We start from the raw sequence: 18459 nt of genomic DNA on the forward strand, positions 1-18459 counted from the left end.
GGCGTCATGCATTCGCCGAACCGTCAGGTGCGCCTTCGGGGCGCGCACAGAAGGCCGGCCGCGGCCGTCGTGCTCTGCGTCCTCGCCGTCGTCCTCGGACTCGCCCACCCGTCGGCCCTCGCGGCCCCGCAGCGGCAGACCGCCGCCGTCTACGACGTGCGCGACTACGGCGCCAAGGGCGACGGGTCCACCAACGACACCCCCGCCGTAGACAAGGCCATCACGGCGGCCAACGCGGCCGGCGGCGGCACCGTCCGCTTCCCGGCCGGCACCTACAAGTCCAAGAACACCATCCACATGAAGAGCGACGTGACGCTCCGGCTCGACAAGGGCGCCACCCTCCAGGGCTCTTCCGCCGACACCTACGACGCCCCCGAACCCAACGCGAACGACGCGTACCAGGACTACGGCCACAGCCACTTCCACAACGCGATGATCTACGGCGACCGGCTGACCGACATCGGCTTCACCGGTGAAGGGGTCATCGACGGCGGCGGCAACCTGATCACCGGCAACCCCAAGTCAGGCGAGGCCGACAAGATCCTGTCCCTGACCCGGTGCGACGGACTGCGGCTCGGCGACGGCCTCACCCTGCGCCGCGGCGGCCACTTCGCCGCCCTGATCAACGGCTGCAAGAACGTCGTCTCCGACCGTCTGACCATCGACACCGCGAGCGACCGCGACGGCTGGAACATCATCTCCACCACCGACGTCACGGTCACCAACGCGCACATCGAGGCCAACGACGACGCCCTGGTCTTCAAGAGCGACTACGCCCTCGGCGCCAAGCTCCCCAACGGCCACGTCCGGGTCAGCGACTCCTACCTGTCCGCGCGCTGCTGCAACGCCCTGATGTTCGGCTCCGAGACCTGCGGCGACTTCTCCGACTACCAGTTCGAGAAGATCCGCATCGAGGGCGCCGACAAGTCAGGGCTCGGCATGGTCTCCATGGACGGCGCGAAGATCTCCGACGTCCACTACCGCGACATCACCATGACGGACGTCCATTCGCCGATCATGCAGAAGATCGGCACCCGGAAACGGTGCGGGAACAGTCCCGGTGTCGGTTCGATCAGCGACATCACCTACGACCACATCACGGCCACCGGCAGCAGCCCGTCCTTCAGCCCGACCCTGTGGGGCGAGAGCGGCCACCGGATCAGCGACGTGCGGTTCGACGACGTCGACATCACCGTGCCCGGCGGCAACGGCACCATGTCCACCGATGTGCCCGGCAACAACCCCACCGACTACAACCCGAAGAGCATCGGGACCCGGCCGGCCTACGGCTGGTACCTGCACAACGCTGATGACGTGCGGTTCACCGACAGCAGGGTGCGCTTCGCCGCCGACGACGGCCGCCCCGCCGTCATCGCCGACGCGGCGCGCGACCTGCGCTTCACCCGGTTCACCACCCAGAAGGGCGGCGGCTCCCCGCACGACATCGGCTTCCGGAACGTCACCGGCTACTGCCTGAGCGACAGCCACACCACCTCCGGCGGCGCCCTGCGGGTCTCGGCGAGCGGCTCCAGCCAGGACTGCTCCACGCCGGTGCGCCCGCGTGCGGCGGACGAGACCCGCCAGGCCTTCCTCCGCGCCTCCGTCGGCGGCCTCTTCCTGCACTGGGGCCTGCGCACCGCGCCCGCCCACACGAGCTGCGCCGCCTGGGAGAAGGACGTCACCAACGGCGGCTGGACGCCGGACTATTGGGTGAACGAGGCCAGGAAACTGCACACGCAGTACCTCGTCCTGGCGACCTTCCACAGCCGGCTGGGCTACGCCCGCCCCTGGCCGTCCAGGATCCCCGGCTCCTGCTCCACCCAGCGGGACTTCCTCGGTGAACTGATAGGCGCCGCCAAGGCCAAGGGCATGAAGGTCGTCCTCTACATGACCGACGACCCCCAGTGGCACGCCGAGGGCGGCCACGAATGGCTCGACTCCGCCGCGTACTCCGCCTACAAGGGCGAGGACGTCGACCTGACCACCCGCGACGGCTTCGGCCGGTTCTCCTACGACAACTTCTTCGAGGTCATGGACCGCTACCCGGACCTCGGCGGCTTCTGGATCGACAACGACAACGCCTACTGGGAGAGCCACCACCTGTACGAGCAGATCCGCGAGAAGCGCCCCGCCTACACGCTCAGCAACAACAACGAGGACACGCCGATCATGGACATGATCAGCAATGAGCAGAAGACGGGGATGACGCCGGCGTACGACTATCCGCAGGCCGTGTACACCGCCCAGCCGCGCCTGACCGAGGCGGACTTCAAACTGCCGTCGACCGGCGCCTGGTGGTACGACGGATCCGATCCCGCGGTCGACCGGGGGCTCACCCTCGGCCGGCTGATCACCAACGCCGGTTCCTCGGTGAAGGCCCTGATGGCCGAGACCGCCCAGGTCAACGGTAAGTTCCCGGCCAACCAGGCTGCCTTCAACACCTTCGCGGACAGCTACCTCGACCCCGTCTGGGAGTCCCTGCACGGCACCGAGGGCGGCGGCTACATGTACGGCGGCCTCAAGCCGGGCTTCTGGAACGACGGCGCCCACGGCGTGACCACCATCGCCAAGGACGACCCCGACCGGCAGTACGTCCACGTCCTGACCCCGCCCAGCACCAGCACCCTGCGCATCCGCGACAACGGCTACCGCGTCGTGTCCGTGACCGACCTCCGTACCGGCAAGGCGGTCTCCTGGTCGCAGTCCGGCGGTGTGCTCACGCTCACCGGGCTCGGCGCCTGGGACCCGTACGACACCGTCTTCAAGGTGACCACGGCAGGCCGGCAGGGCATCCTGTCCGGCGTCACCGTGACCGCGAGCGCCTCGGCGAGCGGCCACCCCGGCTCCGCCGCCGGCGACGGCGACCACCTCACCTACTGGGACAACGGCAAGACCCTGCCCGTCACCCTCACCTTCGACCTCGGCTCGGCGAAGAAGGTGCGGTACCTCGGGCTCAACCAGCGCGAGGACTCCGTCGCCTACGCCCGCTCCGACACCGAGCAGTCGGCCCGGATCAAGGCGTACAAGGTGTTCCTCAGCGACGACGGCAGGCACTGGGGGAGTGCCGTGAAGACGGGCCGACTGCCGAGCGCCCGCGGCGTGCAGGGCATCGACCTGACCGCCGCCACCGCCCGGTACGTCCGCCTGGAGGTCGACTCCACCTGGGCCGCCGCCACCGACACCACCCGCTACCAGCGGCTGCGGATCGACGAGGCCTGGGTCGGCACGTCGTACGCCACCCCGGCGACCGCCGTGCGCGTCCGTTCGGACAACGGGCAGGCCCTGCGCCCCGCCATGGGCTGGAGCAGTTGGAGCTTCGTGCGGCGGCAGCCGACCGAGGCGAAGATCAAGGCACAGGCCGACGCGCTGGTCGCGGCCGGTCTGGAGGACCACGGCTTCGTCCAGGTCAACCTGGACGACTTCTGGCAGAAGTGCGACGACAACGGCTTCACCGTCGACTCCTACGGCCGCTGGGCCGTCGACCCGGCGAAGTTCCCGTCCGGCATCAAGGCCCTCGCCGACCACGTCCACGCCAAGGGCCTGAAGTTCGGCTTCTACGTCACCCCGGGCATCGCCAAGAACGCGGTCCTGAAGAACACGCCGATCGAGGGGACGCCGTACCACGCGAAGGACATCGCGGACACCTCGAAGACCGAGAAGAACTACAACTGCAAGAACATGTACTACATCGACTACTCCAAGCCGGGCGCCCAGGAGTTCGTCGACTCCTGGGCCCGGCAGTTCGCCTCCTGGGGGGTCGACTACCTGAAGATCGACGGTGTGGGCAGCCAGGACGTCCCCGACGTCCATGCCTGGGACAAGGCGCTGCGCGCCACCGGCCGGCCCATCACCTTCGCGCTGTCCAACAACCTCCCGATCGACCACGCCACCACCTGGCGGCAGCTCGCCAACAGCTGGCGGACCCAGGGCGACGTGGAGTGCTACTGCGGTCCCGGGGACCACGGCAGCGGCTATCCGCTCACCGACTGGTCGCACGTCTCGGCGCGCTTCGCCTCGGCCGCGGCCTGGCAGCCGTACGCCGGGCCGGGCGGCTGGAACGACCTGGACTCGCTGGAGATCGGCAACGGCGACCAGGTGGGTCTCACCGCCGACCAGCGCCGTTCGCACGTCACGCTGTGGGCGATGGCGGCGGCACCGCTGCTGCTCGGCACGGACCTCACCCGTCTCGACCCGGTCGACAGGGCGATGCTCACCAACGACCGGCTGATCGGCGTCGACCAGGACGGCGTGGCCGCGCAGCGGGTGGTGAACAGTGGTGTCAAGCAGGTCTGGAGCAAACGCGAGAACAGCGGCGCGTACGTGGTCGCGCTGTTCAACACCGGTACGTCCGGCAACGCGACGGTCTCCGTGAACTGGTCGCAGGTGGGTTTCACCGGCTCCGGTGACGTCACGGACCTCTGGTCCGGCTCCCACACGGGCGTGATCGCCGACACGTACAGCGCGATGCTGCGGCCGGGCGAAACACGGCTCATCCGGGTGAACCCGGTCAACAGCCAGTCGAGGGGGCAGTCATGACACGCGACGGAATCCTGGCCTGCTCCGTCTCCCTGGCCCTGGCCGTGCCGCTCGTCGCGCTGGGCCAGGGCACCGCGAGCGCGGCCACCGACTACCAGGCCGAGGACGCCCGCATCTCCCAGGGCACCGTGGCCACCAACCACACCGGGTACACGGGCAGCGGCTTCGTCGACTACACCAACGTCAAGGGCTCCTACGTCGAGTTCACGGTCGACGCGGCCTTCGCCGGCACCGCGTCGGTGGCCCTCCGGTACGCCAACGGCACCGCCACCGACCGGCCGATGGACCTCTCCGTCAACGGCGCCGTCGCCGCGCCCGCCGTCTCCTTTCCGGCCACCGCCGACTGGAACACCTGGGCCACCAAGGCCGTGAACGTCACCCTGAAGGCGGGCACCAACACTCTGCGCGCCACGGCCACCACCGACAACGGCGGCCCCAACCTCGACCGCGTCAGCCTCGGCACCCCGGCCGACACCCAGGCCCCCACCCGCCCCGGCGCACCCTCCTGCCCGGACATCGGCGAGGACCGGCTCACCCTCGCCTGGGGCGCCTCCACGGACGACACGGGCGTCACGGCGTACGACCTCTACGAGCACGGCAACAAGCTCGGCGAGGCCCCCGGCACCGCCACCGCCAGGACGCTGACGGGGCTCACTCCGAACACCACGTACGACCTCACGGTCATCGCCCGGGACGCGGCCGGCAACACCTCACCGGCCAGCCCGGTCGTCGACTGCACGACCAGGCCCAGCTCCGACAGCACACCGCCGACCGTGCCCGGCACCCTGCGCGCGGACAACGTCACGTCGAGCAGCGCCGACCTCACCTGGGGGCCCTCGACCGACGACCGGGCCGTCGTCGCCTACGACGTGCGCAGCGGCACCACCGTCTACAAGACCGTCACCACCGGCACGTCGACCACGCTGACCGGCCTCGCCTGCGACAGCCCGTACAGCCTGGACGTCGTCGCCCGGGACGCGGCCGGCAACGTCTCCCCGCCCGGCAACACCGTCACCTTCACCACCAATGCCTGCGCCACCGACGGCGGGGTCCCGTCCTCCATCAGCACCCTGTCCAGCGGCTGGACCATCCCCTGGGGCACCTCCTGGCTGCCCGACGGCCAGTCCGCGCTGGTCACCGAGCGGGACGACTTCCGGGTGTGGAAGCTGACCAGGAACGGCACCCGGACCCAGGTGGGCACGGTCCCCAACGCCGTCACCACCAACGGCGAGGGCGGACTGCTCGGGGTGGCCGTCGACCCCAGGTGGGAGACCAACCACTACGTCTACTTCATGCACACCGCCGCCGAGGGCAACCGGGTCGTCCGCATGACCTACGACGGCGGCACGCTCGGCGGCTACAAGGTCCTGCTCCAGGGCATCAAGAAGAACCGCTACCACAACGGCGGACGTCTGCTCTTCGGCCCGGACGGTCTGCTGTACGTCTCCACCGGCGAGGCCCAGCAGCCCGACCTCGCGCAGGACAGGAACTCCCTCAACGGCAAGATCCTGCGCATGACGACGGACGGGAAGCCGGCCCCCGGCAACCCGTTCGGGAACTACGTCTACAGCCTCGGTCACCGCAATCCGCAGGGCCTCGCCTTCGACCGCACCGGGCGGCTGTGGGAGGCGGAGTTCGGCAACAGCTCCAAGGACGAACTGAACCTGATCAAGCCCGGCGCCAACTACGGCTGGCCGACCTGCGAGGGCACCTGCTCCGTCGCCGGCATGACCAACCCCAAGGCCACCTGGAACGTCTCCGAGGCCTCGCCCAGCGGCATCGCCATCGTCCGCAACGTCGTCTACATGGCGTCCCTGCGCGGCGAACGCCTCTGGCGCGTCCCGATCGAGGGCGACACCGAGAAGGTCGGCACCCCGACCGCGTACTACGTGGGCACCTACGGCCGGCTGCGCACGGTCACCAAGGTCCCGGGCGCCGACCAGCTGTGGCTGACCACCACCAACTGCGACAACAACGGAGGTGCGGCGGACGGGTCCGACCAGGTCTTCCGGGTGACGATCAGCTGACGAAAGGAGACTGACAGGGGGTCAGGCCCGGTAGAGGGCCTCGACCTCGTTCGCGTACGCCTTCTCGATGGCCTTCCGCTTCAGCTTCAGCGACGGTGTCAGCAGGCCGTGTTCCTCGGTGAACGGCTGGGCCAGGATGCGGAAGGTGCGGATCGACTCGGCCTGGGAGACGAGGGTGTTGGCGGCGACCACCGCCCGCCGCACCTCCGTCTCCAGGTCCGCGTCGCGCACCAGCCTGGCCGGGGTCATCCTCGGCTTGCCGCGCATCTGGAGCCAGTGTTCGACCGCCTCCTGGTCGAGGGTGACCAGGGCGGCGATGAACGGGCGGTCGTTGCCGACGACGATGCACTGGTTGACCAGCGGGTGCTCGCGGACCCGCTCCTCCAGCACGCCCGGGGAGACGCTCTTGCCGCCGGAGGTCACCAGGATCTCCTTCTTGCGGCCGGTGATGGTCAGATAGCCGTCCTCGTCCAGGGAGCCGAGGTCGCCGGTGGCCAGCCAGCCGTCGTGCAGGGTCTGGTCGGTGGCCTTCGGGTTGTTGAGGTACCCCTGGAAGACGTTCGCGCCGCGCAGCCAGATCTCCCCGTCGTCGGCGATGTGCACGGTCATGCCCGGGATGGCCTGGCCCACGGTGCCGTAGCGGGTGCGCTCGGGCGGGTTGGCGGTCGCCGCGGCCGTCGACTCGGTCAGGCCGTACCCCTCGTAGATCTGCACGCCCGCGCCCGCGAAGAACAGCCCCAGCCGGCGGTCCATCGCCGATCCGCCCGACATCGCGTTCCGGATCCGGCCGCCCATCGCGGCCCGGACCTTCGCGTACACCAGTTTGTCGAAGAGCTGGTGCTGCAACCGCAGCCCCGCCGACGGGCCGGGCCCGGTGCCCCATGCCTTCGCCTCGACCGCCTCCGCGTACCTGACAGCGATGTCGACGGCCTTCTCGAACGGCCCCGCCTTGCCCTCCTTCTCGGCCTTGCGGCGGGCCGCGTTGAACACCTTCTCGAAGATGTACGGCACCGCGAGGACGAACGTCGGCTGGAAGGCGGCCAGGTCGGGCAGGAGGGCCGCGGCGTGCAGCTGCGGCTGGTGCCCGAAGCGGACCCGGCCGCGGATCGCGGCGACCTCCACCATCCGGCCGAAGACGTGCGCCAGCGGCAGGAACAGCAGCGTCGACGCCTCGTCGCCCTTCTTCGAGTGGAACACCGGCTCCCAGCGCTGGATCACGGTGTCCGCCTCGACCATGAAGTTGCCGTGGGTGATCACACAGCCCTTGGGGCGGCCGGTGGTGCCGGAGGTGTAGATGACGGTGGCCACCGAGTCCGGGGTGACCGCCTCCCGGTGCCGGTGCACCACCTCGTCGTCCAGGTGGGCCCCAACGTCGTACAGCTCCTGTACACAGCCCGCGTCCAGCTGCCACAGCCGGCGCAGCCGCGGCAGCCGGTCGATGACGGTGGCGATGGTCATCGCGTGGTCCTCGTGTTCCACGATCGCCGCGGTCACCTCGGCGTCGTAGAGCATCCAGAAGCACTGTTCGGCCGAGGAGGTGGGGTAGACGGGCACCACCTGGGCGCCGATGGTCCACAGGGCGAAGTCGAACAGGGTCCACTCGTAGCGGGTGCGGGACATGATCGCGACCCGGTCGCCGAAGCGGATGCCGTGGGCCAGCAGCCCCTTGGCGAGGGCCATGACCTCGTCGCGGAACTCGGCGGCGGTGACGTCCCGCCACCGTCCCGAGGCGTCCTTGCGGCCGAGTGCGATGTGCAGCGGGTCGGTCCGGGCATGGTCGAAGACGACGTCTGCCAGACCGCCCACCGGCGGCGGCGACGCCAACGGAGGGTTGGTGAACTCGCGCAACCTCGCTCCCCGTGTTCGCGCCTCAGTGACGTTGGTCCACGCACCGCACAGCGCCGTGAAAGCTACCCCACCCGATCGGCGTGCGGGAGGGGTGCGGAAACCGAGCAAACCTCACGTTCCGCCGGGACGGTGACCCTGAAATGCCCGCACATGGGGTAGGGCGGACACAACTACTGACTGGTCAGTAAGTTTCGGTGCCGTAATCTCCACCGAATCTGTACGCCCCGATTACGGCGCCGAGCACGCGGGGCGCAGCGGGTGGGTCAGTCGCTCCTGCGCCGCAGCCGCTCGCCGCCCGCCAGGACCGCCGCCGCCAGCGCGTCCGCGGCGGCCTCGGCCGGGCCCCGGCGGTGGCCGTGGACGAGGACGAAGTCGACCTTGCCCAGTTCGGGCAGGCCGGCCCGGTCGGGCAGCCGGAACAGGCCCGGCGGGATCAGCCGCCGGGAGTGGGCCATCACCCCCAGGCCGGCGCGGGCCGCCGCGATCAGCCCGCTGAGGCTGCCGCTCGTGCACACGATCCGCCAGTCACGGCCCTGCCGCTCCAGCACCTCCAGCGCGCGGGCCCGGGTGATGCCCGGCGGCGGGTACACGATCAGCGGAACGGGCCGGTCGGGCTCCAGCCGCAGCCGCTCGGCGCCGATCCACACCAGGTCGTCCCGCCAGACCAGCTCGCCGCGCGGGTCCTTTGGGAGCCGCTTGGCCAGCACCAGGTCGAGCTTGCCGGCGGCCAGCCGCTCGTGCAGGGTGCCGGACAGCTCCACCGTCAACTCCAGGTCGACCTCCGGATGGTCGGAGCGGAAGGCCTCCAGGATCTCCGGCAGCCGGGTCAGGACGAAGTCCTCCGAGGCGCCGAAGCGCAACCGGCCACGCACGCGCGTGCCGCCGAAGAACGCCGTCGCCTGCTCGTGCACCTCCAGGATCCGGCGGGCGAACCCCAGCATCGCCTCGCCGTCCTCGGTCAGCTCCACCGAATGGGTGTCCCGCGAGAAGAGCTGCCGGCCGGCCGCGTCCTCCAGCCGCCGCACGTGCTGGCTGACCGTGGACTGGCGCAGCCCCAGCCGCCGGGCGGCCTGCGTGAAGCTCAGCGTCTGGGCGACCGCGAGGAAGGTGCGCAGGTGCGTCGGTTCGTACACGACGCCGAGCCTAGTCGGCCATCGCGCACCATGATGACAGTCAGAGCGGTATGCGGGATTCCCGATCAATGGCCGGAGGAGGACAATCGACGGGGGTCCCACGGGCCCGCGACCGCACGTCACCCACAGCAATCGGAGCACCGTGAAACGCCTGCGCCGGCCGACCTGGATGCCGATCGACCCGTACATCGTGCTGCTGCTCGGCACGGTCGGTCTCGCCGCGCTCCTGCCGGCCCGGGGCACCGCCGCCGACGTGAGCTCGGGTGCCTCCACGGCCGCGATCGGGTTCCTCTTCTTCCTCTACGGCGCCCGGCTGTCCACCCGTGAGGCGCTGGACGGGCTCAAGCACTGGCGGCTGCACGTCACCGTGCTGACCTGCACCTTCGTCGTCTTCCCGGTGTTCGGGCTCGCCGCGCGCGGGCTGGTGCCGGTGCTGCTGACCCAGCCCCTCTACCAGGGCCTGCTGTTCCTGACGCTGGTGCCGTCCACCATCCAGTCGTCCATCGCGTTCACCTCGATCGCCCGGGGCAACGTGCCCGCCGCGATCTGCGCCGGGTCCTTCTCCTCCCTCGTCGGCATCGTCCTCACGCCGCTGCTCGCGGCGGGGCTGCTCGGCGGTGAGGCGGTCGGGTTCTCCGCCGACTCGGTCGTGAAGATCGTGCTCCAGCTGCTGGCGCCGTTCCTCGCCGGGCAACTGCTGCGGCGCTGGATCGGCGGGTTCGTCACCCGGCACAAGAAGGTCCTCGGGCTGGTCGACCGAGGCTCGATCCTGCTGGTCGTCTACACCGCGTTCAGCGAGGGCATGAACCAGGGCATCTGGCACCAGGTCAACCCCGTGCGGCTGGCCGGACTGCTCGGTGTCGAGGCCGTCCTGCTGGCCGTGATGCTGGCGCTGACCTGGTACGGCGCCAAGGCACTCGGCTTCGGCCGGGGGGACCGGATCGCCATCCAGTTCGCCGGGTCGAAGAAGTCCCTCGCCTCCGGGCTGCCGATGGCCGGCGTCCTGTTCGGCACCCAGGCCTCGCTGGCCGTCCTGCCGCTGATGCTCTTCCACCAGATGCAGCTGATGGTGTGCGCGGTCATCGCCAAGCGGCGCGCCCATGACCCGGAGGCGGCCACGGACGCGCCCGACGCGTCAGCCGCGCACGCGGTTCAGGGGCAGCCACAGGACCGTGTCCTGCGGTGACCGCAGCACCTTGGGGTCGGCGAGTTCGGCGTCGGTGAGCGCCCGGTCCCAGACGCGCACCTCGTCCAGCGCGCCGGTGAGGAGGGCACGGCTGTCCATGCGCTGACCGAGGTGCACGCCGAAGGGGGAGTTGCGGCTGACGGAGCCCGGCACATCGGCGGCGGAGGACAGCGCACCGTCGACGGACAGCGACAGCCGGCCCCCGCTGCGGCGGAGTACGGCGTGGTGCCACCGGCCGTCGTTGTACGCGGTGTCCGTGGACACGGACGCGGTCTGCGGCGGGGTGGCTCCGTTCCGCACGGTGATCAGCCCCCGCACCCGGTTGTTCGCCGGCTCCCCGCGCAGCCACACCTGCGGCTGGCTGGTGCCGATCCCGCCCATCCACAGCAACGGCTGCTCCCCGGCCGTCGCCGTGTACCGGAACCACAGCGACACCGTGAAGTCCTTCGCGCCCAGCGGGAGCCCGGTGCGGTACGGCAGGCGTACGGCGTCGTCGGTGCCGTCGAACTCCAGCGCGCCCCCGGACACCCCCTCCGTCGCCCCCGGCCCGCCCAGCACCGCCGCCGGGCGGGCGTGCGGCGCGAGGTCGGCGGTGACCGGGTCGGGGCCGCGGCGGGGGGCCGGCCAGTCCTCGGTGAAGCGGGCGAAGCGGATCTCGTCGCGGGCGTCCACGGCGCCGCCCTCGTACAGCAGGCCGACCGTCCCGGAGTCGACCCGCACCAGGTCGGAGTAGCCGGCCCAGTCCGTGGTGACGACCGTGCCGCGGTCCACGCCGTCCCAGGTCCGGCCGCCGTCGTAGGAGGAGCGGATCATCATCGTGCGGCGCCGGTCGGGATCGCCGGGGCAGGCGAGCAGCAGGCGGTCGCCCAGCCGCAGCAGCGACCCCTGCACCTGCGGGGTGTACAGGTCCGGCAGGTCGCGGAAGGGCGCGGTGAAGCTGCCGCCGCCGTCGCGGCTGACGGCCTGGGTGCGGTGGCCGAGGTCGGTGCCGTCCTGCTCCCGTCCGCTGACCAGGATCGAGCCGTCGCCGCGTTCGGCGAGCGTGAGCTCGGAGGGCTTCTGCCGGAAGGTGCCGTCGGTGGCGATGGGCCAGGTGTCGGTGGCGCCGATCCGCCAGTGGCCGCCGTGGTCGTCGCTGACGATCAGGGCCGCGTGGTTGGCGGTGACCCGGCTGCCGTCCCAGGTCTCGGTGTTCACCCCGAAGACCAGGCGTCCGGCGTACCGGCCGCGGGTGAGCTGGATGCCGTGCACGGGACCGGTGGCGTACCAGGAGTTCCAGTCGGCGGGCAGGATCTCGGGGCTCAGATCGCGCGGCGGGGACCAGGTCCGGCCGCCGTCGTCGCTGTACTGGAGGTGCGGGGTGCGGTCGCAGGGGACCGGGCAACTGGCGCTGTCCGTACGCCCCGTGTTGTACGTCTGTGCGAGCCAGACCCGGCCGGTGACGCGGTCCACGACCGGGGCCGGGTTGCCGTGGGTGTCGCCGGCGCCCTCGTTGACCACCTGCAACGGGCCCCAGGTACGCCCGCCGTCGGTGGAGCGCTTGAGCACGATGTCGATGTCCGCCGCGTCCCCGCAGTTGAGGACCCGGCCCTCGGCGAACGCCAGCAGGGCGCCGTCGGCCGTCCTGACGACCGCCGGGATGCGGAAGCACGCGTAGCCCGGGTCCTGGGCGGACTTGAACAGCACCTGCTGCTCGAACGCCGGGGAGCCGCCCGCCGGCTGGGCGTGCGCCGGATGAGCGGGGAGGAACGGCAGGACCGTTCCGGCCGCGGCGAGGACGGCGGTGGCGAGTGCGGATCTGAGACGGGCGCGAAGACCTGACGGCACGTGCGACCTGCCCTTCGTCGGCCGGACATCTGGACATCCGGACATCCCACGTCCAACGTGCGCCCCATGAACGGTAGTTGGCAGTGGCGCGGGTCACAAGGAGCGTGCGGACGGTTACGGGCGCAGGACGACCTTGCCGAGGTTGGCCCGGCCCGTGATCACCTCGTGCGCCGCCGCCGCGTCCTCCAGGGCGAACTCCCCGTGCACGACGGGCTTCAGGGCACCCTCGGCGAACAGCCGCCACAGCTCCTGCCGCCACCGCTCGTACAGCTCCGGCCGGCCGCGGGCGATCAGCGCCATCTGGAAGCCGATCACCGACTTGGCCCCCACCAGCAGGTCGTACGCCTGGATGGTGCCGCCGCCCGAGCTGTAGGCGACCAGGCGGCCGTGCGGGGCGAGCGCGGCGAGGGCCGGGGTGAGCAGGTCGCCGCCGACGGCGTCCAGGACGCAGTCCACGGGATCGCCCCAGCCCTCGTCGCCGTACCGCACGCAGTCGTCCGCGCCGAGCGAGCGCACGAAGTCCGCCTTGGTCCGACCGGCCACGGCCTGGGCCCGTCCCGGGCCGGACACGGCTCCGCGTACCCGCCCCGCACCCCGCGCCCGCGCCAGTTGCACCGCCAGATGCCCCACGCCACTCGCCGCCGCCGTGACGAGGACCGACTCTCCCGGTGCCGGGCGGGCCGCCTCCAGCGCCCCCCAGGCCACCAGACCGCTGCGCACCAGCGCCACCGCGGTCACGGCGTCGGCGCCGTCCGGCACCGGTGAGGCCATGGCCTCGTGCAGCAGGGCGTACTCGGCGTACCCGTGTCCGAAGCACAACCCGGTCACCCGGTCGCCGGGGCGGAAGCGGGTCACGCCCTCGCCGGCCGCCACCACCTCGCCCGCGATCTCACCGCCCACCGGCACCGGCTCCGCGGCCTCGGTCACCTTGCGGACCACCGGCAGGGTGACCCCGACGGCCGCGCAGCGCACCAGCAGCTCACCGGGGCCGGGCACGGGGACGGGCACCTCCTCCACGAACAGGGGGCCGCCGGTGGACTCGTACCGGACGCGACGCATCGAACCTCCAGAGGCCGGGCGTACCCGGCACAAGCGATCGTTGGGAACACCCATGAAATCGTTGGGAGCCCCAACGGTAGAGGAAAGTTCATGGGGAAGTCCAACGATTCTTCGGCTAGGCTGCCGTCATGGCCGAAGCACCCCTGCCCGCGATCCGCTCCCTGCCCAGCTGGCTCCTCGGCCGGGCCGCCGCGCGGGGCCGTGCCCTGGTCGCCGAGGCCCTCGCGGCGGAAGGGCTGAAGATGTGGCACCACGTCGTCCTCTCCGCCGTCCGCGACCTCGCCCCGGTCGCCCAGGCGGACCTCGGCCGCGGTGTGCGCCTCGACCCGAAGGACGTGGTCGGCATCCTGAACGACCTTCAGTCCGCCGGTCTGGTCGAGCGTGCCCCCGACCCCCGTGACCGGCGCAAGAACGCCGTCTCCCTCACCGAGGAGGGCGCCCGTCTCCTCGTGCGCTGCGAGAAGGCCGCCCGCGAGGCCAACGACGAACTGCTCGCCCCGCTGTCGGCCGCCGAACGCGATCAGTTCATGGGCCTGTTGATCCGGATTTCCGGCACGGACGGCTGACGACGGTTAACGTTCCGTCATGACCGCAGCTCCCGTGCTCGATCCGCAGCGCACCGCCCTCCTCCTCGTCGACCTGATGGACCGTGTCGTCGCGCTGCCCCTGGAACCCCGCAAAGGAACCGAAGTGTTCGCTGCCGCGGAGGAGTTGGCCACCACCTTCCGCCGCGCCGGTGCCCTCGTCGTCCTCGTGCGGGTCGAGCGCCCCGCCGTCGCCGAACAACCGCCCGGCAGCGGGCTGGTGCCCGGCCTGCGCCGGGACGGCGACCTGGAGGTCGTCAAGCGGACCCTCGGCGCCTTCCAGGGCACCGGCCTGGACGAGCGGCTGCGCGCATGCGGCATCACCACCCTGGTGTTCGGCGGCATCGCCACCAACCTGGGCGTCGAGTCCACCGCCCGCGCCGCCGCCGACCTCGGCTACGACCTCGTCTTCGCCGAGGACACCATGGCAGCGTTCACCGCGGCCGAGCACGAGGCATCGGTACGCCTCGACTTCCCGAGACTGGGCACGGTGACGAGGTCGACGGACATCAGCTTCGCCTGAACAGACCCCCGACCAGGGGCAAGGGCCCACCAAGCCCGGCTGTCCCCACGCGCCGGCCGCGAAGAGAGCCGCAGGGGGCGCGCCGGTGTCGAGAGACCGAACGCGCGGAGGCGCGAAGCGCTGAGCACGATCGGGCTCTCGGCACCGGCTGAGGCGCCCCCGGAGGCGAACGAAGCCAAAGGAGGAGGGGCCCGGTCAGCCCTGGGCGGCTGCCTCCCGCAGGGCGATCCGGTCCTGGCCCGCGTACACGTTCATCGAGCTGCCCCGCAGGAAGCCCACCAGGGTCAGCCCCGTCTCCGCGGCCAGGTCCACCGCCAGCGACGACGGCGCCGACACGGCCGCGAGCACCGGGATGCCCGCCATCACCGCCTTCTGCGCCAGTTCGAAGGAGGCCCGGCCCGAGACCATGAGGATCGTGCGGGACAGCGGCAGGGCGTCGTTCTGGAGCGCCCGGCCGATCAGCTTGTCGACCGCGTTGTGCCGGCCCACGTCCTCCCGGGTGTCCAGCAGTTCCCCTTCCTCGCTGAACAGGGCCGCCGCGTGCAGGCCCCCGGTCCGGTCGAACACCCGCTGGGCCGCCCGCAGCCGGTCGGGCAGGCTCGCCAGCAGTTCGGGGGTGATCCGGAGCGGGGGAGTGTCCGCGATGGGCCAGCGCGCGGTCGTACGGACGGCGTCCAGGCTGGCCTTGCCGCACAGTCCGCACGAGGAGGAGGTGTAGACGTTCCGTTCCAGCGTGAAGTCCGGGAGCGTGACGTCCGGAGCGGTCTTCACGTCGACCACGTTGTACGTGTTGGAGCCGTCCACCGTCGCCCCGGCGCAGTAGACGATGTTCTGGAGGTCGGACGCCGTGGCGAGCACTCCTTCGCTCACCAGGAAGCCGGCCGCGAGCGCGAAGTCGTCGCCGGGGGTGCGCATGGTGATCGCGAGCGGCTTGCCGTTCAGCCGGATCTCCAGAGGTTCCTCGGCGACGAGCGTGTCCGGCCGGGTGGAGACCGCCCCGTCCCGGATGCGGAGGACCTTGCGTCGTTCCGTGACTCGTCCCATGGTCTGATCAGCCCCGGTTCTGTACGTGCTGGTAGCCGAAACGGCCCTTGATGCAGAGGTTGCCGTGGGTCACCGGGTTGTCGTGCGGTGAGGTGACCTTCACGATCTCATTGTCCTGCACGTGGAGGGTGAGCGTGCAGCCGACCCCGCAGTACGCGCACACGGTGGTCGTCTCCGTCTGCCGCGACGCGTCCCAGTCGCCGGCCGCCCGCAGGTCGAACTCCCGCTTGGCGGACAGCGCCCCGGTCGGGCACACCTCCACGCAGTTGCCGCAGAACACGCAGGCCGAGTCGGTCAGCGCCGCGTCGTGCTCCACGGCGATCCGCGCGTCGAAACCGCGCCCGGCGACCGAGATCGCGAAGGAGTTCTGCCACTGGTCGCCACAGGCGTCGACGCACTTGTAGCAGAGGATGCACTTCGCGTAGTCGCGCACGTACAGTTCGTTGTCGATCTTCGGTTCGTCGTTCAGGCGGGCCGCGTCGGGGCCGAAGCGGTCCGGCTTCGCCTCGTACTCCTTGATCCACTCGGCGGCCCGCGGTGTCGTCGACAGGTCGGCCGAGGAGGCCAGCAGCTCCAGGACGATCTTCCGGCTGTGCCGGACGCGCTCGGTGTCCGTGCGCACCTCCATGCCGGGCTCGGCCCGGCGCGAGCAGGCCGGCACCAGCGTCCGCGACCCCTCGACCTCCACCACGCACACCCGGCAGGCGTTCTTCGGGCGCAGGGTGTCGCCCTGGCACAGCGTCGGGACGTCCTTGCCCGCGGCCCGGCAGGCGTCGAGGACGGTGGCGCCCTCGGGAACCCGGGCCTCCTGCCCGTCGAGCGTGAACTCGACCAGCCGGCGCGGCACCCCGATCGGTATCGCGGTCATGAGTAGGCCCCCAGACGGTCGATGGCGGATTCCACGGCGTTCCACGCGGTCTGTCCGAGGCCGCAGATCGAGGCGTCCCGCATGGCCCGGCCGACCTCCCGCAGCAGGGCGATGTCGTCCGCGGCGCCGGCGCCGGTGCGGTCCGCGATCCGGCGCAGCGCCTCCTCCTGCCGCACGGTGCCGACCCGGCAGGGTACGCACTGGCCGCAGGACTCCTCCCGGAAGAACCGGGCGATGCGCAGCAGCAGCCGGGGCAGCGGCACGGTGTCGTCGAAGGCCATCACCACCCCGGAGCCCAGCGTGGTGCCCGCCTCCCGGGTGCCTTCGAAGGTGAGCGGGAGGTCCAGCTCGTCGGGCCGTACGAATCCGCCGGCCGCCCCGCCGAGCAGCACCGCCCGCAGCCCCGCGCGCACCCCGGCCAGGCTCAGCAGCTCGCCCAGCGTGGCACCGAACGGCAGCTCGTACACCCCGGGCCGGTCGACACTGCCGGAGACGCAGAACAGCTTCGGTCCGGTGGAGCGCGCCGTGCCGATCGCCGCGTACGCCGGGGCGCCCATGGTCAGGATCGGCAGGACGTTGACCAGTGTCTCCACGTTGTTCTCGGCGGTCGGCTTGCCGAACAGGCCCTTCTCCACGGGGAAGGGCGGTTTGCTGCGGGGCTCGCCGCGGTGGCCCTCGATGGAGTTGAACAGGGCGGTCTCCTCGCCGCAGATGTAGGCGCCGGCGCCGCGCCGGATCTCGATGTCCAGGTGGTACCCCTGGCCGAGGACGTCGTCGCCGAGCAGACCGCGGGCACGGGCCTGGTCGATGGCGTGCTGGACCCGGCGGACCGCTCGCGGGTACTCACCGCGGATGTAGACGAAGGCCCGGTGCGCGGAGACCGCGTACGAGGCGATGGTGATCGCCTCCACGAGCGCGAACGGATCGCCCTCCATCAGCACCCGGTCCTTGAAGGTTCCGGGCTCGGACTCGTCGGCGTTGCACACCAGGTAGTGCGGGTGGTCCGGCTGGGACGCCGTGGCCTGCCACTTGCGGCCGGTGGGGAAGGCGGCGCCGCCGCGTCCGACCAGGCCCGCGTCCGTCACCTCCCGGATCACCCCGGCCGGGCCGAGCGCGAAGGCCCGGCGCAGGGCCGTGTAGCCGCCGTGCGCCCGGTAGTCGTCCAGCGAGGACGGGTCCACCGCGCCGACCCGGCGCAGCAGCGTCAGCGAGGGGTCTCCCGCCTGCGGCACCGCGGCCACGGCCGGCGGCTCCTCGGGCGCCGCGTCCGGTGCGCCCGCCGCGTCGACGGCCTCCGTCACGGAGGCGGGCGCCGACACCGCCGTGCGCACCGGGTCGCCGGCCCGGACCGCCAGCGCGGCCGGGGCGCGTTCGCACAGGCCCAGGCACGGGCCGCGCTCGACGCCCACCCCGCTGCCGGGGCCGAGCCGCGCCTCGATCCCGGCGCACACCTCCTCGGCACCGGCGGCCATGCAGGCCAGGTCGGTGCAGACGTGCAGGACCGTCGCGGGGCGCGGCCGGACGGAGAACATGGCGTAGAAGGTGGCCACCCCGTACGCCTCGGCCGGCGGTACGGTCAGCCTGCGGCACAGGTAGCCGAGGCCGCCCTCGCTGATCCAGCCGACGCGGTCGTTGAGGGCGTGCAGCCCCGGCAGCAGCAGATCGCGCCGGTCGCGGGCCGCCCGGCCGCCGCGCGCCCACCGCAGGTCGGCGTCGGTACGGTCCGCGCCCTCCCAGGCCGATTCCGGGGGGCCCAGCAGCGCGTCCACGGCGGCGCGTTCCTCGTCCGTCGGTTTGCTGTCGCCGAAGTGCAGGTCCACGAAG

Annotated in this window: 12 protein-coding genes; 5 read left to right on the forward strand and 7 right to left on the reverse strand. The window is 71.6% G+C overall.

Annotated features, from left to right (window positions below; genetic code table 11):
* The first annotated feature begins 6 nt into the window (after positions 1 to 6).
* Complete coding sequence (locus IE294_RS16960; protein WP_189886845.1) at positions 7 to 4536, forward strand: glycosyl hydrolase family 28 protein; 4530 nt, start codon at positions 7 to 9, stop codon at positions 4534 to 4536.
* Positions 4533 to 6563, forward strand: a complete 2031-nt coding sequence (locus IE294_RS16965; RefSeq protein WP_189886847.1) for a PQQ-dependent sugar dehydrogenase — start codon at positions 4533 to 4535, stop codon at positions 6561 to 6563. Before IE294_RS16960 ends, IE294_RS16965 begins: the two co-directional genes overlap by 4 nt.
* A gap of 21 nt (positions 6564 to 6584) precedes the next feature.
* Here the strand turns inward: IE294_RS16965 and IE294_RS16970 are convergent, their stop codons facing one another.
* On the reverse strand, positions 6585 to 8411 hold the full coding sequence (locus IE294_RS16970; RefSeq protein ID WP_189886849.1) for an AMP-dependent synthetase/ligase: 1827 nt from the start codon (positions 8409 to 8411) through the stop codon (positions 6585 to 6587).
* Positions 8412 to 8674: 263 nt separating this feature from the next.
* Positions 8675 to 9544, reverse strand: coding sequence for a LysR substrate-binding domain-containing protein (locus IE294_RS16975; protein ID WP_189886851.1), 870 nt, complete (start codon positions 9542 to 9544; stop codon positions 8675 to 8677).
* Between the two features lie 142 nt (positions 9545 to 9686).
* Here IE294_RS16975 and IE294_RS16980 point away from each other — a divergent pair, with 142 nt between their 5' ends.
* Positions 9687 to 10730, forward strand: coding sequence for a bile acid:sodium symporter family protein (locus IE294_RS16980; protein WP_373315824.1), 1044 nt, complete (start codon positions 9687 to 9689; stop codon positions 10728 to 10730).
* On the opposite strand, the gene IE294_RS16985 is transcribed toward IE294_RS16980, so the two are convergent.
* Both IE294_RS16985 and IE294_RS16990 read right to left on the reverse strand, forming a co-directional pair.
* Positions 10680 to 12557, reverse strand: coding sequence for a sialidase family protein (locus IE294_RS16985; RefSeq protein ID WP_189886854.1), 1878 nt, complete (start codon positions 12555 to 12557; stop codon positions 10680 to 10682). The two genes, IE294_RS16980 and IE294_RS16985, sit on opposite strands and share 51 nt — an antisense overlap.
* A 114-nt stretch (positions 12558 to 12671) precedes the next feature.
* Positions 12672 to 13616: a quinone oxidoreductase family protein gene (locus IE294_RS16990; RefSeq protein ID WP_189886856.1), complete on the reverse strand. Its 945-nt coding sequence runs from the start codon at positions 13614 to 13616 to the stop codon at positions 12672 to 12674.
* Positions 13617 to 13744: 128 nt separating this feature from the next.
* Between IE294_RS16990 and IE294_RS16995 the strand changes: the two genes are divergently transcribed.
* Positions 13745 to 14182 carry a MarR family winged helix-turn-helix transcriptional regulator gene (locus IE294_RS16995; RefSeq protein WP_189886858.1) on the forward strand — a complete coding sequence of 146 codons (438 nt, stop codon included), beginning with the start codon at positions 13745 to 13747 and terminating at the stop codon, positions 14180 to 14182.
* A gap of 19 nt (positions 14183 to 14201) precedes the next feature.
* A complete protein-coding gene (locus IE294_RS17000; protein ID WP_189886860.1) occupies positions 14202 to 14723 on the forward strand; it encodes an isochorismatase family protein in 522 nt (173 codons plus the stop codon).
* A 195-nt stretch (positions 14724 to 14918) separates the two neighbouring features.
* Here the strand turns inward: IE294_RS17000 and fdhD are convergent, their stop codons facing one another.
* From fdhD to IE294_RS17015, 3 genes are read right to left on the reverse strand one after another with little or no spacing between them, the layout of a single operon-like run.
* Positions 14919 to 15767, reverse strand: coding sequence for a formate dehydrogenase accessory sulfurtransferase FdhD (gene fdhD / locus IE294_RS17005; RefSeq protein ID WP_189886862.1), 849 nt, complete (start codon positions 15765 to 15767; stop codon positions 14919 to 14921).
* Between the two features lie 7 nt (positions 15768 to 15774).
* The gene (locus IE294_RS17010; protein ID WP_189886864.1) at positions 15775 to 16635 is read right to left on the reverse strand and encodes a 2Fe-2S iron-sulfur cluster-binding protein; all 861 of its coding nucleotides are present in this window, start codon (positions 16633 to 16635) and stop codon (positions 15775 to 15777) included.
* Complete coding sequence (locus IE294_RS17015; RefSeq protein WP_189887102.1) at positions 16632 to 18455, reverse strand: NADH-ubiquinone oxidoreductase-F iron-sulfur binding region domain-containing protein; 1824 nt, start codon at positions 18453 to 18455, stop codon at positions 16632 to 16634. The genes IE294_RS17010 and IE294_RS17015 overlap by 4 nt, the downstream gene beginning before the upstream one ends.
* Between the last annotated feature and the right edge of the window lie 4 nt (positions 18456 to 18459).

This window comes from Streptomyces canarius (assembly GCF_014650735.1).
GTDB lineage: Bacteria > Actinomycetota > Actinomycetes > Streptomycetales > Streptomycetaceae > Streptomyces > Streptomyces olivaceoviridis.

What these genes read in the sequence shown, in the direction of transcription:
- IE294_RS16960 (WP_189886845.1), top strand. Translation starts at nt 7, where the DNA reads ATGCATTCGCCGAACCGTCAGGTGCGCCTTCGGGGCGCGCACAGAAGG.
- IE294_RS16965 (WP_189886847.1), top strand. Translation starts at nt 4,533, where the DNA reads ATGACACGCGACGGAATCCTGGCCTGCTCCGTCTCCCTGGCCCTGGCC.
- IE294_RS16990 (WP_189886856.1), bottom strand. Translation starts at nt 13,616, where the DNA reads ATGCGTCGCGTCCGGTACGAGTCCACCGGCGGCCCCCTGTTCGTGGAG.
- IE294_RS16995 (WP_189886858.1), top strand. Translation starts at nt 13,745, where the DNA reads ATGGCCGAAGCACCCCTGCCCGCGATCCGCTCCCTGCCCAGCTGGCTC.
- IE294_RS17000 (WP_189886860.1), top strand. Translation starts at nt 14,202, where the DNA reads ATGACCGCAGCTCCCGTGCTCGATCCGCAGCGCACCGCCCTCCTCCTC.
- fdhD (WP_189886862.1), bottom strand. Translation starts at nt 15,767, where the DNA reads ATGGGACGAGTCACGGAACGACGCAAGGTCCTCCGCATCCGGGACGGG.
- IE294_RS17010 (WP_189886864.1), bottom strand. Translation starts at nt 16,635, where the DNA reads ATGACCGCGATACCGATCGGGGTGCCGCGCCGGCTGGTCGAGTTCACG.